This window comes from Kribbella solani (assembly GCF_014205295.1).
Taxonomy (GTDB): Bacteria; Actinomycetota; Actinomycetes; order Propionibacteriales; family Kribbellaceae; genus Kribbella; species Kribbella solani.
This window is the reverse complement of sequence record NZ_JACHNF010000001.1, coordinates 7,533,310-7,549,818: the sequence shown is the minus strand read 5'-3', so window position 1 is coordinate 7,549,818 and position 16,509 is coordinate 7,533,310. Positions and strand designations below refer to the sequence as shown.

Genomic DNA, 16,509 nt, shown 5'->3' with positions numbered 1-16,509 from the left:
TTGCGGTCCGGTCAAGGACTCGCCGGAGTGAATTCGCCCGCGCCGAGAGCGGCGTCGAAGACCTCCAGGAAATGGTCGCAGCCGGCCGCGCTCAGGACGAGAGGTGGCTTGATCTTCAGCACGTTCCCGTCCGGCCCGTCGGTCGACAGCAGCACGCCACGACGCTTGGCCGCCTCCTTGACCGCGGCCGCCTCGGCGGCGGCCGGCCGGCGGTCGTCGTGGCTGAGTTCGATACCGATGAACAGACCCGCGCCGCGAACGTCACCGATCAGCGAATGCCGCGCCGCCAGCTCCCGCAAGCCAGAGAGCATCCGGTCCCCGACCGCGGCGGCATTCGCCTGTAATCCCTCGTCCCGCAGTACATCGAGCACGCTCAGTCCCACCTCGGCCGACACCGGGTTACCACCGAAGGTGTTGAACCACTCCATCCCGGTCTCGAACGACCGCGCGACCTCCGGCGTCGTGATCACCGCCGCGAGCGGATGACCGTTGCCGAGCGGCTTGCCGAGCGTGACGATGTCCGGAACGGCGCCCTGCATCTCGAAGCCCCACAGGTGCGAACCGACCCGGCCCAGCCCGACTTGCACCTCGTCGGCCACACAGATTCCGCCCGCCGCCCGGACCGCGGCGAAGGTCTGCCGCAGGTACCCGTCGGGAAGCACGATCTGGCCGCCGCAACTCTGCAAGGACTCGACGAAGAACGCCGCCGGTGATCGGCCTGCTGCATGGAGTTCCGACAGGCGGTCGTCCACCGAAACGGCGTACCCCTTCGCGAGGTCCTGATCGCGACCCGCGCGCAGCCGGCCGCGGTACACATCGGGAAGCTCGCAGACCCACGTCGTACCCGGCGGGCCCTCTCCCCCGGAGCGGGCGAACTTGTACGGACTCAGGCCGATCAGCGACGACAGGTTGCCGTGATAGGCGTGATCCAGCACCAGTACGTCCCGGGAGCCGGTATGCGCCGCGGCGAGCCGGAGCGCGAGGTCGTTGGCCTCCGAGCCCGAGTTGACGAAGAAGCACACCCGCAACGGGTCGGGCATCAACTCCACGATCCGGCGCGCGTACTCGACGATCGACTCGTGCAGGTACCGGGTGTTGGTGTTCAGGACGGTCGCCTGCCGGTGCGCCGCCGCGGTGACGCGCGGGTGCGCGTGCCCGACATGGCAGACGTTGTTCACCAGATCTAGCCACCGATTGCCGTCGCGGTCGAACAGATACGCACCTTCGCCGCGGACGATGTGCAGCGGCTGCCGGTACGAGATGTCCATCGCCCGGCTGAAGTTCACCGTTCGCAATCGAGCCAGGTCTTCGGAGTGACGGCGCGGGCGTACGGAGCCTGGGTCGGGATCTCCGATCAACAGATTGGGGTCGGGGCAGATACTCCGCCACAGATCGGCATCACCGTCGCGTACCGGCGTGGTCAGCCCGGATCGATGCGTGGCCAACTGAACGCCGACGCGTCCGGCCGGCCCGGTCCGGCCGATCGATTGCGACCGCTCGACAGCGGTTCCAGGCTCCAGCCCCGGCACGATGCCGTGGATGACGGTCCAGAACTCGGTGCCGTCCGGCGTACGGTGCGTGGTCGCGACGCGGTCATCACCTACCTCGAACACCACGCCGTCCAGCGGGACGTACACCGGCGAATCCGGGACGGCCGCAACCTCTCGAAGCAGGCTGATGCCTTCGGTGACCTGTTCGCCGTAATGCGTTGTCGTCACATCCGGCCGGGTGCCGGCAGCCACGATCGGTGCAGGTTCGGCCCGTCCCGATTCGAAGTACTGCCGCACGCTCCGCGCCGCCGGATTCGCTTCGAACCCGACGTGATCGCGGAGCCGGAAAGTACCCAGCTCGCGATCCAGACCGTCGAGCGTGATCAGTGCGGACCTGACGCCGGCCTGGCTGATGCCGAGGTATGTGTTCGCGGGATCGTCGGCGAGCTGCCGGGCCGACATGCACACGCTCATCGCCAGCCGGACCGCGATCAGGTCGACCAGCACGTCGAGCTCGGCCACGCCGAGCGGCGCGATCGCGTCGTACCCACTCACCAGCGGCAGGATCGCGCCGATCGGATCGTCGTGACCTTGCATCGCGTACGCGCAGGCAACCGCCAGTTCGGTGATCCGTGGCACCCGGACGACATCGCCGAAGTCGATGATGCCCGCCACGGACCCGGACGCGTCGAGCAGGATGTTGTGCTCGTTCGCGTCGTGGTGGACGACCTGCTCGGGCAGCCCGCGCAAGGCCGGGCGGGTGTGCTGGGTGTACCGATCGACGACGCGCGCGACGACCGGTCGCAGCGACTCGTCGATCGCGCCGGCCATCGTCATGGCCTGCGCCGCGATTTGCGGCGCCGCCGTGATCCGCCAGGCCAGCTCCGGCCGCCGGTCGGCGGGATGCGCGAAGTCCGCCAGGGCGACGTCGATCTCGGCCAGCCGGCGGCCGAGATCGGTCATCCGCTCCGGCGTCGCTGGTGAATCTGCCCACGGCACGCCGTCCAGCCAGGAGAGCAGCCGCGCGTACCGGATGCCGTCCACCCACTCGACCTGGGCGATCGACTGGCCGCTCGCCGTGCTGACGACGCGCGGCGCCAGGTCGACGGACGACCGGGCGAGATGCCGCAGGACCTCGTTCTGGAGGTCGAGTTCCCGCGGGTCGCTGTCCGGGTGGTGCAGCTTCAGTACATACCTGCTGCCGTCGTCCGTACTGACCCGGTAGTTGAGGTCGCGCTCGCCGTCGAGCCGCCGGACCGTCCCGCTGATACCGAAGTGCCGGCCGGCGATCTGCGCCGCCAGCTCGTCCCCGACCGTGGACCACAACTCGCCACTGGATGTCACGAAGGCTCCAAATTTGTCAATCGTTCGATCAAATTTCTACTCGGACCGCGAGCGCGGCCCGGCTTCCGCCGGAGTCAGATCCCGCTCGGCTTGCGGCGCGGCTCGATCGGGAGGTGGGCCCGGTCGATCAGCAGCTCCGCGGCGGGCAGCTCGAGCGACGCGAAGGTCAGCCGCTCGCCGTCCCGCTCGGCGCCCATCAGCGAGAGGCTCATGGTGGCGAACTGCTCCCAGAGCTCCGGCACGCCGAGCTCGCCGCGGGCCCGGTACCAGTGCGCGATGCCGGTGGTCATCTGGAGCAGCGCGAGCCGCGCCACCGAGCCCCGCTCGGCGAACGTGCCGTCCCGGACCCCGGCCTCACAGACCGACTTCCACAGCGCCTCGTAGTTGTCCCGAAGGCCGAGGATCTCGCGCCGTACCTTGCCGCTCAGGGCGGTGAACTCATGATCGGTGACCGCCGCGCTGCGCGGGTTGCGCGCATGGAAGACGGCATGCGATCCGACCAGCAGGGCGAGTCGCTCGGCCGGCTCGCCGAAACCGTCGACGGCCGCCTCCGCGCTCGACGTCAGCACGCCGAGCGAGCGGCGCATGATCTCCTCGAGCAGCCGGTCCTTCGAGTTGGTGTAGTAGTACAGCGCCGAGACGGCGACCTCCGCCGCGTCCGCGATGTCCCGGATGCTGGTGCCGTGAAAGCCACGCTCGGAGAACAGCCAGGTGGCGGTCTGCAGGAGCTTGAGCTCGGTCTGCTCGGACTTCGTTTGCTGGGCGGACGGTGTCCGCGACCGCGCCGGCAGGTTGCGGCGCGATGCGACAGGGCTCATCTGTTCATCCTCTCGAGGGACAGGGCCGCGGCCGGGTTCTCGACCGTCAGCCGTCGCACGTCCGTCGCGGTGAACCCCATCCGCCGCATCAGCGGGATGACGTTCGCCAGGACGTGCCCGTAGCCTGGCCCACCATACTTACGCAGGTAGACCTTCTGGCAGATGTCCTGCGACACCAAGAGCTTGGCGCCGAATCCCTGGTCCGTCAGCGTCGCCAGCCATTCGATCCGGGTACGGTCGTTCGGCCGGCGCGCGTCGGGGTTGAAGGCGTAGTAGCTGGACTCCTGCCCGAAGAGGTCGAGTTCCAGGTAGCAGCCGGTCTCCGCAAGGGCCGTCAGGTCCTCCGGGGCCCACAAAGTACGGTCGACGTGGGACATGATGGTACGGCCTGGATCGGCGCCGTACTTCTCGACCACGGCCATCGCCTCGATCGGTGCCCGCGGATCACGCCCGGGATGAATCTGCAGCGCGGCGCCGGTCGCGACCTGGGCCTGGCACGCGGCCCGGAGTACCTTCAACTCCGTCGGATGCGGCGGCCAGCTCAGCCCGATCTCGCCGATGATGCCCGCGCGGACCTCGGTCGATCCGGCGCCTTCGGTCAGGTCAGACACGATCTCCGCGCTGATGGCCGCTTCGGAAACCTGATCCAGGCCGGTGGGATGGTACTGGCGCGAGTAGTACCCGCTACCCATCACGATGTGCACGCCGGTCGACCGCGAGACCCGCGCGAGCCCGATCGGGTCCCGGCCCATCCCGATCGGTGACGAGTCGACGACGCACCCGCCACCGGCCCGCCGGTACAGCTCCAGCTCGGCGATCGCGTCGTCCTCCGAGGTCAGCCGCAGGTTGTCGAGGTTGAGGACCTCCCGCCGGATCGCGTCGTAGTTCGCGAGCTCGACCGGCTGCTCGGCCAACCGGCGCGCCGTGACCGACAGCTCGGGTTCGACCCCGCCGCCCGGCGCATCGGCCACCGCGTGCGCCGCCGATACGTGCCCGACGCCCCAGGGCTTGATGATCGCGGACATGTCGGAGAGCACGTGCTCGTGCGGCTGGGTGTGCCCGGCGCGCGCCGGTTCGATGTCGCCGAGCACGGTACGAATCACCGGACCTGGACTGGGTACGCCGTTACGCATCCCCGGAGTCTATCGAACGATTGGACAAAAATGACAGTCCTTGAGACCACCGGACCGCCCTGTTCGGGATTGACATTTGAGCGATCGATCAATTTTAATCGAAGGGCTGACACCGACCGACCCGAGGAGTAGGCGACCACGATGGAACTGATCGACGCACGCGTCCGGCTGCCCTTCGAGCTGCGCGCGAAGGTCCGCGGCAGCTCCCCCGCCCTGCTGCACGAGCAGTACGACCGCATCCTCGATCTGAGCGCCAAGTCCGAGGCCGGCACGCTGGCCGCGATGTTCGGCGAGCTCGACGACACCGGCATCGCGCGGGCGGTGATTCACGCGGAGTACGAGGACGACGCCGACGCGGCGCAGCTGAACGACGCCGTCGCCGGGCTCGTCGCCCAGCACCCGGATCGCTTCGCCGGCGTCGGCACCATCATGCTCCCTCCGGCCTCGCCGGGAGCGGCCGCGCGTCAGGTCGACGCCATCGCCGCGCTGGGCCTGGCCGGTGTCAACATCCAGCCGGCCTTCTTCGGCATGGACATCGACGACCGCCGGCTGTACCCGGCGTACGCGCGTGCCGAGGAACTCGGGCTCGTGGTCGCGCTGCACACCGGGATCAACTACTCGCGGATGCATCCGATCCGGCACGAGCGGGCCGAACTGCTCGACCAGGTCGCGTGTGACTTTCCTCAACTGCGCCTGATGGCCTGCCACGGCGGATGGCCCTGGGTCGCGGAGTACTGCGCGGTGGCGCGCCGCCACCCGACGGTCTACCTCGAGTTCGGTGGACTGTCGCCGAAGTACGTCGGGCGCCCCGGCTCCGGCTGGGACGTGTTGATGAGCTTCCTGCCGCGCGTACTCGTCGACCAGGTGCTGTTCGGAACCGACTGGCCGGTGATGCCGATCGACCGGGTCCTCCATGAGTGGCAGGAGATCGGCCTCGAAACGCCAGTACTGGAACGGCTGCTCGGCGCGAATGCCCGTGACCTGTTCTGGACGAAGGACGCGTGATGACCGATCTCACCGCCCAGGCACTGGATGCTCTCGACCGGCTCGGTGTGAAGGATCCGTTCGACCCTGCCGGTGAACTCAGCTGTCACTCGCCGATCGACGGCAGCGAACTCGGCCGGCTCCGCGGGAACACCGTGCAGGACGTGGCCACGATCATTGGTGCGGCCCACGCCGCCTTCCTCGACTGGCGTGCCGTACCAGCGCCCGTACGCGGACGACTCGTCCGTGAGCTGGGCGAACTGTTGCGCGAGCACAAGGCCGAGCTTGCGACCCTGATCTCGATCGAGGCGGGCAAGATCACGTCGGAGAGCCTCGGCGAGGTGCAAGAGATGATCGACATCTGCGACCTCGCCGTCGGGCTGTCCCGGCAGTTGCACGGCCTGACCATCGCCACCGAGCGGCCCGGGCACCGGATGATGGAGCAATGGCATCCGCTCGGCGTCGTCGGCGTGATCTCGGCGTTCAACTTCCCGGCCGCGGTGTGGTCATGGAACGCGGCGCTCGCGTTCGTCGCCGGTGACGCCGTGGTGTGGAAGCCGTCCGAGAAGACGTTGCTGACCGCCCTCGCCTGTCAATCGCTCGCTGCCGAGGCAGCGCGGCGAGTCGGCGCACCGGCCGCGATCACGTCGATCCTGATCGGGGACCACACCGTCGGCGCGGCGCTCGTCGACGACGCGAGAGTTCCGCTCGTCTCCGCGACCGGATCGACGCGGATGGGCAAGGAGGTCGCTCCGCGCGTCGCGGCCCGGCTCGGCCGATCGCTGCTCGAGCTCGGCGGCAACAACGCCGCGATCGTTGCCCCGAGCGCCGATCTGGATCTCGCGGTCCGGGGCATCGTCTTCTCCGCGGTCGGTACGGCGGGACAGCGATGCACTTCGCTGCGGCGCGTGATCGTCCACGAGTCCATCCACGACGACCTGCTGGCGCGACTCGCGAGCGCTTACGAAACGCTGCCGATCGGTTCCCCGCTCGAACCAGGTACGTTGGTCGGACCATTGATCGACCAGCAGGCCTACGAGGCCTTCGGTGCCGCTGTCGACCAGGCACAGGCCGACGGTGGGACCTTGGTCACCGGCGGACAACGCGCCGAGGTTGCCGACGGCTACTACGTCCATCCGGCGATCATCGCCATGCCGTCCCAGACCGACATCGTGAAGGCGGAGACGTTCGCTCCGCTGCTCTACCTGCTGACCTGTCGCGACCTCGACGAAGCCATTGCCCTGCACAACGATGTTTCCCAGGGGTTGTCGTCCTCGATCTTCACGCTGGATGCGCGCGAGGCCGAGCTGTTCCTGTCCGCGACCGGGTCCGACTGCGGCATCGCCAACGTCAACATCGGGCCGTCCGGGGCCGAGATCGGCGGCGCGTTCGGCGGCGAGAAGGACACCGGCGGCGGCCGCGAGTCCGGTTCGGACGCCTGGAAGAACTACATGCGCCGGACGACGAACACGGTGAACTACTCGGCCGAGCTTCCGCTCGCGCAGGGCGTCGAGTTTGCCTGATCGGTCATGAACCAACTGGACGGCCTCCGTCGTCAACTCAACCGCGCGGGCGTCGCCGACGTACACATCGACAAGGGTTCCCGGGCCGCGTACTCGTCCGACGCGTCGCTCTACCGGGTCGTACCGCGGGCCGTGGTGATGCCGCGCTCGCTCGATGACGTGATCGCGACTCTCACGGTCGCCGGCGCGACGGGCGTACCTATCACCGCTCGCGGTGCTGGTACGTCCGTGGCGGGCAACGCGGTCGGGCCGGGCATCGTGCTGGATTTCAGCCGGCACCTGAACCGCGTACTGGAGATCGATCCCGAGCGGCGGCTGGCCAAAGTACAGCCCGGCGTCGTACAGGCCCAGCTTCAGGCCGCGGTGGCGCCGTACGGACTGCGGTTCGGACCGGACCCGTCGACGTCGACGCGGTGCACCATCGGCGGGATGATCGGGAACGACGCGTGCGGCTCCCGCTCACTGGGGTACGGGCGAACGTCGGACAACGTGCCAGGACTCGAACTCCTCACAGGTACGGGGCAGTTGCTCCGTACCTGGACGGACGGCGCCGAGGGCTTCGACTCCGGGCGTACGCGGCTGCGCGGACTGATCGATCGAAACCTGGCCGCGATTCGCACCGAGCTGGGTACCTTCGGCCGGCAGATCTCCGGGTACGCACTGCAGCACGCTCTGCCGGAGAACGGGTTCGACCTGAGCCGGGTCCTGGTCGGCAGCGAGGGCACGCTCGGCATCGTCACCGAGGCGACCGTCCGGCTCGTCCGGGCACCGGACCATCGCGTCTTGGTTGCCCTCGGCTACGAAAACATCGTCGACGCCGCCGCTGACACGCCGCCGGTGCTGCAGCACGGCCCGACCGCCTGCGAAGGTCTGGACTCACGCATTGTCGACGTATTGCGTGAGCGTCGCGGAGCATCCGCCGTACCGGATCTCCCCCAAGGCAAGGCCTGGCTCTTCGTCGAACTCTGCGGTGAGGACTCCGTGGAGCGGGCGCGGCGGCTGATCAAGGACGTCGCTGCCATCGACGCCCGGATCGTCACCGCACCAGGCGAGATCTCCGTCCTGTGGCGGATTCGGGAGGACGGCGCCGGGCTCGCGGGCCGCGCGCCTTCCGGCGAACCGGCCTGGGCGGGCTGGGAGGATGCCGCGGTTCCGCCCGCGCGGCTCGCGTCCTACCTCCGCGAGTTCGACGAGTTGGTGGACGACTTCGGGTTCACCTCGATGCCGTTCGGTCACTTCGGCGAGGGGTGCGTTCACGTACGCCTCGACTTCCCGCTCGCGGCCGAGGGCGGCACGCACGTGTTCAGGGACTTCCTCGAACAGGCAGCGGCGCTGGTCGCGCGGCACGGCGGCTCCTTGTCGGGTGAACACGGGGACGGACGTGCACGCAGTGAGCTGCTCCCCCACCTCTACAGCGCGCGACTGATCGAGCTGTTCGCCGCTGTGAAGCAGATCTTCGACCCCGACGGGCTGTTGAACCCTGGCGTGCTTGTGCAACCGGACAAGATCGACGCATCGCTCCGGGTCCCTTCGGCCAAAGCACCTCGAACACAGTTGGCATTGGCGTACGCGAACGACAACGGCGACTTTTCGCGGGTCGTGCACCGGTGTACCGGGGTGGGCAAATGCCGTTCGGTCGCTCAGGGCGCGGGCGTTGTGATGTGTCCTTCGTACGCCGCGACGCGCAATGAGAAGGACTCGACCAGAGGCCGCGCGCGGTTGCTGCAAGAGCTTGTCAACAGCGAACTCGTCAACGGTTGGGCAGACCCCGCACTGCACGACGCGCTCGATCTGTGCCTCTCCTGCAAGGGCTGTGCTTCCGACTGTCCGACCGGGATCGACATGGCGTCGTACAAGTCGGAGGTGCTCCACCAGACGTACCGCCGGCGTCTCCGGCCGCGGACGCACTACTCGCTCGGATGGCTTCCCCGTTGGGCCCGGCTGGCGAGCCATGTTCCGCGGTTGGCCAACCGGTTGACGTCGCTCCGAGGCGTACGCCCGCTGGCACTCTGGCTGGCGGGCGTCGATCGGCGCCGATCCATTCCGCGCTTCGCGGAGCAGACTCTGCGTGCGTGGTTCGGCAAAGCCGAGGTACGGCCGGGCGGGAAGCCGGTCGTCGTGTTCGTCGACAGCTTCACCGATCACTTCACCCCGGAAGTCGGCAAGGACCTGATCCGGGTTCTCGAACAGGCCGGCTTCACGCCGACGATCACCGCACCGACAGTTTGCTGCGGCCTGCCCTGGATCTCGACCGGGCAACTCGACGCTGCCAAACGCATCCTAGGCCGCTCCGTCGGCACCCTCGCCGCGGCGGCTCGGAAGGGCATCCCGATCGTCGGCATCGAGCCCTCATGCACAGCCGTACTGCGGCACGACGCTGTCGAACTGCTCGACTCCGAGGAAGCGCGTGCTGTCGCCGCGAGCGTCAAGACACTTGGTGAGCTGCTGACCGAGCACACGGACTGGACGCCGCCACGACTCGACGGCGTCCGCGTCGTCGCACAGCCGCACTGCCATCACCATGCGGTGATGGGCTGGGACACCGACGAACGGCTCCTCGTGAGCTCGGGTGCATCGGTGCAGCGGCTCGGTGGTTGTTGTGGGTTGGCCGGAAACTTCGGTGCCGAATCCGGTCACTACAACGTGTCGGTCGCCGTGGCCGAACAACAACTCCTGCCTGCCGTCGCCGACGCCACCTACGACGCCGTCCTCGCCGACGGATTCTCCTGCCGGACCCAACTGGCCGACCTCACCGAACAGCGCGGCCTCCACCTCGCCCAGCTCCTCGCCGGCCACCTCGGTCAGAACGGCCGGTCCGGCCGTCGCGGTGAGAAGTCCGGGCACGACCCGAAGGACCTTCGAACCAATGACTGCTGACACCTTCGACCTGATCGACGAATGGGGACCGGAGAAGATCGTCTGCGTCTCCGACCGCCGGACCGGGATGCGTGGTGTGCTCGTCATCGACAACACCGCGCGCGGGATCGGCAAGGGCGGGACCAGGATGAGCCCCGACCTCAGCGTCGCCGAGGTCGCCCGGCTGGCCCGGACGATGACCTGGAAATGGGCCGCGACCGACCTGTTCCACGGCGGCGCCAAGGCCGGCATCCAGGGCGATCCCCGGGGCGCGGACAAGGAAAGGATCCTGCGCGCGTTCGCGCGGGCATTGGCGAACGAAGTACCCCGGGAGTACGTGTTCGGTCTGGACATGGGTCTCACTGAGGCGGACGCCGCGATCTTCGCCGACGAGCTGGGCGATCGTGGCGCGGCGGTCGGCCTCCCGGCCGCGCTCGGCGGCCTGCCGTACGACGAACTCGGCGTGACCGGATTCGGGGTCGCCGAAGCCACCGATGCGGCCGCCGCCCGGCTCGCGCTCGATCTGAAGGGCGCCCGGATCGCGGTCCAGGGCTTCGGCGCGGTCGGCCAGGCCGCCGTCCGCCGCTATGCCGAACTGGGCGCGGTCATCGTCGCCGTGTCGACCGCGGAAGGCGCGGTGATCGATGCCGATGGCATCGATATCCAGCGACTGATCGAGCTCCGCCGCGAACACGGCGACCGATGTGTCACCGAGTACGGTCCGGCCCAGCCGCCCGCGGCCGCGCTGTCCGTCGACGCCGACATCCTCGTCCCTGCCGCCCGTGAGGACGTCATCGACGTCGACGTGGCGAAGACGACGACCGCGGCCCTGATCGTCGAAGGCGCCAACCTGCCGACCACGCCGGCCGCGCGGGAACTCCTGCACGAGCGCGGGATCACGGTCGTACCCGACTTCATCGCGAACGCCGGCGGCATCGTCGCCGCGGCGCACTCGATGGACGCGCGGCAGTCGCCGTTCCCGGTCGAGCCCGGTGCCGTCTTCACGATGATCTCGGCGAAGCTCCGGGCCAACACCGACCGGGTCATCGAGGAGAGCCGGCAGCGCGACATCCCGCCGCACCAGGCCGCGTACGCCCTGGCGCAGGAACGGGTCCGCGAGGCGATGAGGCTGCGTGGTGCGCCTATGGAGAGGCAGCGATGACCTTCGTGGACAGGACCAGCTTGCGGGCGCGTCTCGCCGTCCGGTTGTCGGAGTTGTACGGCCGCGAGGTGCCTGCGTACCGGACCCTGGTCGAGGTGGCGCAGGAGGTCAACGAGCGGGTGCTCGCGGCCAACGGGTCAACCGCGGAGCGTTTCGGCAGCCTGGAGCGCGTCACGGCGGAACGGCATGGTGCGGTACGCGTCGGTACGCCGGCCGAGTTGTCGCAGCTCGCCCGGATCTTCGGTGCCGTCGGCATGTACCCGGTCGGGTTCTACGACCTGCGGGACGCGCATCCACAGCCGATTCCGGTCATTTCGACCGCCTTTCGTCCGCTCGACCGGGACGAACTCGCGGCCAACCCGTTCCGCGTCTTCACGTCGATGCTGGTACCGCAGGACCGGCGGTTCTTCGATGCCGACCTCGAGGCCCGACTGACGAGGTTCCTCGAAGCGCGCACGCTGTTCCCCGCGGAACTGCTCGAACTGGCCGACCGCTCCGAGGCCGGCGACGGCCTTGGCGCCGACGACGCGGACCGGTTCCTCGACCTGGCCACCGCGTCCTTCGCGCTGTCCGCGGAGCCGGTGGATCGAGCCTGGTACGCGGAGCTCGAGGCGATCTCCGGCGTCGCGGCCGACATCGGCGGCGTCACCACGACGCATATCAACCACCTCACGCCGCGTGTACTCGACATCGACGACCTCTATCGATCGATGACCGAGCGCGGCATCGAGATGATCGACGCCATTCAGGGTCCGCCCGCCTGGGACGGTCCGGAGGTACTGCTCCGGCAAACCTCGTTCCGCGCGCTGGCCGAGCCACGGCGCTTTCGTGACCCGGACGGCACGTTGACCGACGGAACCCTCCGGGTCCGCTTCGGCGAGGTCGAGGCCCGCGGGATCGCGCTCACCCCGCTCGGCCGCGCGCGGTACGACGAGCTGATGCTGAAGGTCGAGGAAGCCGTCGCCGGCGATCCGGGGCGGCCTCGGCAGGAGCTCGCGGCCGGCATCTGGTCCGTCGGCATGCCGAGTACCGAACGGGAGCTCGAACGCCAAGGCCTGGCCTACTTCTCGTACCACCTCGCTGGTTCGGGGTGGGCGCCGCCTCGAACCCGCACCGGTCGAGGCGGGCACGCCGGGTCCGGCGCGGCTCCGGCGGAGCTCGATCGGCTCCTCGACGACGGATCCGTGATCCTTCGGCCGATCGTCTACGAGGACTTTCTGCCCCGTTCGGCGGCCGGGATCTTCTCGTCCAACCTGTCCCGCGACACCACGATGGACGAAAGCGCCGACCACGCTCCCCGTGACGCCACCTGGCTCACCGAACGGATCAACCGCCACATCCACGTACCCGAAGAAACGTACGCGGCGGAGAGCCACGCTTCACTCCGGGCAATCGAGGCGGCGCTCGGCCTGACAATCTCCCCGCGTCGAATCGGTAACTGACGAGGTTCGCCGGGGTCCGCGGCTGAAATGGTTTGGCAGGATGCCGGACAGATAGGGGGTATGACCGAGACACCGATCAGGCCCCGGCTCGGGCCGGTGAGTGAGGACGCCGTGCACGATCCGCCGCTCGACGACCGTCGACAGCGGTTCGAGGAGGTGTTCGGCACCCATCGGGAGGCGGTGCTCGGATACCTGCTGCGACGCACCGGCTCCAGCCACGACGCCGCCGACCTGCTGTCCGACACGTTCGTGATCGCCTGGCGACGCCTTGAGGAGGTGCCGTCCGGTGACCAGACCAGGCCCTGGCTGTTCGGCGTCGCCCGGCGGGTACTCGCCAACCACCGGCGCGGCGAGGTACGGCGGACGGCGCTCACGTACAAGCTCCGGGACGAGCTCACGGACACCTCCGTGCCAGGACCCGAACTCAGCGACGCCGACTCGACGATGGCACGGGCCTTCCGCGCACTGCCCGAACCGGATCGCGAGCTGCTCACGCTGGTCGCGTGGGAAGACCTGAGCACCGCACAGATCGCGACCGTTCTGGGCTGTTCCCGGAACGCGGTGCGGATCCGGTTGTTCCGGGCCCGGCGACGGTTCACCGAGCTGGTCGCTGACCGTTCGAATGCTGCCCCTTCGAATGCTGTCTCCTCGAATGCTGTCCCCTCGAATACTGCCGTGAACGGAGAGATCTCGCATGAAGACGTCTGACATCGACGCGGCGATCCGCGCTCTCAAGCCCAGCACCACCGGCACCGAGGTCGGCGCCGCCGCCTGGACCCAGCTGTCCCGCGACATCACCATGCTCAGCCCCGAGGAAGAGCCCCGCCCGACCACGGCGTCCGGGTGGCGCGGCTTCCAGCTGGCTGGCTCCGGGAAACAGCGGCTCGCGCTCGCCAGCGCGTTCAGCTTGCTGATTGCCGGCGTGGTCGCGGCCAGCGTCGTCACCGGCCCCGGGCAAACTCAGGCCCGCGCGTTGTCCTTCACCCGGGAAGGCGATTCCGTGATCGTCCGCGTCATCGACCCCGACGCCGACCCGGCCCGCTACAACGCCGAGTTCCGGGCCATGGGGTTGCCGGTGACGGTGACGGTGATCCCACTCAGCCCGACCGCGATTGCTCAGTTCGCCGGCTACTCCGTACCCCAAAATGAGGCCGGCAAGATCCGGGTCCTCGAACCGGGTGAGAAATGCTCCGGTACCCTCACCGCCGCGGACCCAGGCTGCCAGTCCGGCCTCGAGATCGCGCGGAATCTGAAGGGCGCGACCATCGTCGAGTTCGGCCGGGCCACCAAGAACGGCGAGACGTACTACCACCGGCCGCGCTGAACCACCGCGGTTCCGTACGCGCCGGCTGAATTGAGGTCGCGCGCCGGGCGCGGGAGCGGCTACGGTCGCGAGGGTGATGGAGACTGCGAAACGCTTGATCGCTCGCTACGGAAGCGATTCGTGGAGCCTGGTGGAAACCGGCGAGTCGGGTGCCGAGGTGTATCGATCGGCAGGCATGTTCCTGAAGGTGGACGAGGATGTCACGGCAATCACCGCGGAGGCCGAGCGACTGGAGTGGCTGGCCGGGCAAGGTGTCGCCACCGCGAAGGTCGTCGGCCACGGGCAGGACGGCCGGGCAGGTTGGCTGATCACCGAGTCGGTGCCTGGAATCCCCGCCGCCGACTGGCCGGGCGACGACCTCGGCACGGTTGTCCGTTCGCTAGCGGACATCGCCAGGATGCTGCACGAGCTCCCGACCGGCAGCTGCCCATTTCATCGCGAGGTGGACGTCACGACCCGGCTGGCCACAGCGCAGGTGCAAGCCGGTCTCGTGGACCTGGACAACCTTGAGGACGAGTACGCCGGGTGGACGGGCGACCAACTGCTCGGCGAACTCGAACGAAACCGGCCACCCGCCGAGGATCTGGTCGTTTGCCACGGCGACCTGACGCCCGAGAACGTCCTGCTCGTCCCCGGCACCGGCGAACTGGCCGGGTTCATCGACGTCGGCAAACTCGGGATCGCCGACCGCTGGCTGGATCTCGCGATCCTGCACCGGGAGCTCAGCGACGACCCGTTCCAGCCCGGCCACGCCGAGCAGTTCCTGGCCCAGTACGGCACCTCACCAGCTCCGGCGAAGCTGGCGTACTACATCCTCCTCGACGAGTTCTTCTGATTCAGTCGTGACCCAGCATTCGCGTCAGCAGGTTGAAGGTGGCTCGCTCCAGCCGGGGATCTTGTAGCTTGGGGTGGCTCAGGCCGAACGACCAGTGGAAGGTGCCGGCGTTCCACACGTACCCGCCGGCCGGGGCGCGGTGTAACACGGTCTGTTGGAGATCCTCGTCCCCGGCAGCGTTGCAGAACGGCGAACTGGTGAGCGTCGCGTGCTCTGAGCCGGGTGCCAGTTCGAACTTGTCCATCACCCGGTCCGCTTCCACTGCCACGATCCGCGGGAACTGAGTTCCCTGCTGAACCCCGGTCCCGGCCCACATCCAGTGTTCGGGCGAGCTCACCACCAGTGGGTGCGGCTGCTTCATGCGGGACGTGTACTGGCTGCCCATCAGGGCTTGCTCGGGCAAGTCCACCTGCCGCCACTGACGGGTTGGGGCGGAGCGCTCGGGGTCGTCCTTCGACTTGTAACAGGTGACGATCCGGTTCGCGCCGCCCGTTCGGCCGGCTTCCAGCCGGATTCGCCAGTACATGGCGTTGGCGCCGAAGAAGGCGAGGTTCGTCCCACCCGAGCGGGCCTTGACGACCACTGAACGCATCTCGTCCGAGTAGTACTCGTCGTGCCCACTGGAGACCAGTAGCCGATGCCGGCCCGGGTCGATCCGGCCTTCGTGCAGGTCGATGCTGGTGGCGTACTGGCAGTCGAAGCCTTGCTGTTCCAGCCACCAGATCAGCCGGTGATCCAGCTCGTGGCGGCTGGGCAGTCCGTGTTCGTGGTACGGGCGGTCGAAGGTCACCTGCTTCGCTTTACCCTTGGCGCCCTCGATCCCGTACAGGCTGGACCCTGTCTGCCCGTCACGGGGCCACCAGTTGTACGCGGCATAGGTGGTGAAGGGCAGTACCACCATTACCTCGCTGGTCGGCGCATCGTCGCGTACTACGAAGACGGTCCCCGCCCGTACACCGTCAGCCCTGGTGAAGACGGCCTGGTAGTAGCCGGACAGCCAGTCGGCCTGGATGCGCACCGTCCAGGTACGGGTCCACTGGCACCACACCAGGTGCGTGCTGGGGTCAGTACTCGGCGGCTGTTGGGTCCCAACGCCCAGCGGCGGGCTGCTCAGCACCAGCCGACCGCCCTTGCCGCCGTAGAAGCCCAGGCGATACAGGTCGATGCGCACCTGCTGGGGCGAGTCGCAGCTGAGGTGGAAGTGCAGCTCTTCGCCGGCCTGCACGCTGGTGGCCGAGGCGTACCCCTGGATCTGGCGACGCTTGTCGTCACTGGTCCGGCCGCTGCGGAGGTTCCAGCCGTTCGAACCGGTCCGGCGGTTCTCTCGCGTGATCACCGCCGAAGGACGGCGCAGTCCAGTAGGCGCAACGCGGGCCAAGGCGGCCTTGGCCTCGGCTGACATCGGCGCGGTCGCCGAGTCCGCACAGGTGCACTGGTCGTCGAGCGCCCACCACAGACCGGCGCCGCCGCCAACCCCCGCGATCCCCACTGACGCCAGCAGCGCGCGCCGGCTCGGCCGCCATTCCATCCTGAGTCACCAATCCGTTTCCTTCGGAATCAAGGACGGATTAATAGTAACTATTTGTCCAAACTGAATT

At 68.5% G+C, this 16,509-nt stretch carries 12 protein-coding genes; 8 read left to right on the top strand and 4 right to left on the bottom strand.

Features of this window, described 5'->3' with window-relative positions:
• Window positions 1-11 precede the first annotated feature (11 nt).
• From HDA44_RS35055 to HDA44_RS35045, 3 genes are all read right to left on the bottom strand, one after another.
• Complete coding sequence (locus HDA44_RS35055; RefSeq protein ID WP_202887740.1) at window positions 12-2,834, bottom strand: aminotransferase class III-fold pyridoxal phosphate-dependent enzyme; 2,823 nt, start codon at window positions 2,832-2,834, stop codon at window positions 12-14.
• Window positions 2,835-2,908: 74 nt separating this feature from the next.
• Window positions 2,909-3,652, bottom strand: coding sequence for a TetR-type transcription factor C-terminal domain-containing protein (locus HDA44_RS35050; protein WP_184841935.1), 744 nt, complete (start codon window positions 3,650-3,652; stop codon window positions 2,909-2,911).
• A complete protein-coding gene (locus HDA44_RS35045; RefSeq protein ID WP_184841931.1) occupies window positions 3,649-4,785 on the bottom strand; it encodes a phosphotriesterase family protein in 1,137 nt (378 codons plus the stop codon). The genes HDA44_RS35050 and HDA44_RS35045 overlap by 4 nt, the downstream gene beginning before the upstream one ends.
• A gap of 141 nt (window positions 4,786-4,926) precedes the next feature.
• Here HDA44_RS35045 and HDA44_RS35040 point away from each other — a divergent pair, with 141 nt between their 5' ends.
• The 8 genes from HDA44_RS35040 (at window position 4,927) to HDA44_RS35005 (ending at window position 14,911) form a co-directional block, all read left to right on the top strand.
• Entirely contained in the window at window positions 4,927-5,790 is an 864-nt protein-coding gene (locus tag HDA44_RS35040; RefSeq protein ID WP_184841928.1) for an amidohydrolase family protein, read from the top strand.
• Window positions 5,790-7,292: an L-piperidine-6-carboxylate dehydrogenase gene (gene amaB, locus HDA44_RS35035; protein WP_184841925.1), complete on the top strand. Its 1,503-nt coding sequence runs from the start codon at window positions 5,790-5,792 to the stop codon at window positions 7,290-7,292. Before HDA44_RS35040 ends, amaB begins: the two co-directional genes overlap by 1 nt.
• A gap of 6 nt (window positions 7,293-7,298) precedes the next feature.
• A complete protein-coding gene (locus HDA44_RS35030; protein WP_184841922.1) occupies window positions 7,299-10,169 on the top strand; it encodes an FAD-binding and (Fe-S)-binding domain-containing protein in 2,871 nt (956 codons plus the stop codon).
• Complete coding sequence (locus HDA44_RS35025) at window positions 10,159-11,310, top strand: Glu/Leu/Phe/Val family dehydrogenase (protein ID WP_184841919.1); 1,152 nt, start codon at window positions 10,159-10,161, stop codon at window positions 11,308-11,310. Before HDA44_RS35030 ends, HDA44_RS35025 begins: the two co-directional genes overlap by 11 nt.
• The gene (gene hglS / locus HDA44_RS35020) at window positions 11,307-12,752 is read left to right on the top strand and encodes a 2-oxoadipate dioxygenase/decarboxylase (RefSeq protein ID WP_184841916.1); all 1,446 of its coding nucleotides are present in this window, start codon (window positions 11,307-11,309) and stop codon (window positions 12,750-12,752) included. Before HDA44_RS35025 ends, hglS begins: the two co-directional genes overlap by 4 nt.
• A gap of 60 nt (window positions 12,753-12,812) precedes the next feature.
• Entirely contained in the window at window positions 12,813-13,460 is a 648-nt protein-coding gene (locus HDA44_RS35015) for an RNA polymerase sigma factor (protein ID WP_202887738.1), read from the top strand.
• Complete coding sequence (locus tag HDA44_RS35010; RefSeq protein ID WP_184841912.1) at window positions 13,447-14,076, top strand: hypothetical protein; 630 nt, start codon at window positions 13,447-13,449, stop codon at window positions 14,074-14,076. Before HDA44_RS35015 ends, HDA44_RS35010 begins: the two co-directional genes overlap by 14 nt.
• Window positions 14,077-14,152: 76 nt before the next feature.
• Entirely contained in the window at window positions 14,153-14,911 is a 759-nt protein-coding gene (locus HDA44_RS35005) for an APH(3') family aminoglycoside O-phosphotransferase (protein WP_184844769.1), read from the top strand.
• A gap of 1 nt (window position 14,912) precedes the next feature.
• Here the strand turns inward: HDA44_RS35005 and HDA44_RS35000 are convergent, their stop codons facing one another.
• Window positions 14,913-16,439: a N,N-dimethylformamidase beta subunit family domain-containing protein gene (locus tag HDA44_RS35000; RefSeq protein WP_184841909.1), complete on the bottom strand. Its 1,527-nt coding sequence runs from the start codon at window positions 16,437-16,439 to the stop codon at window positions 14,913-14,915.
• Between the last annotated feature and the right edge of the window lie 70 nt (window positions 16,440-16,509).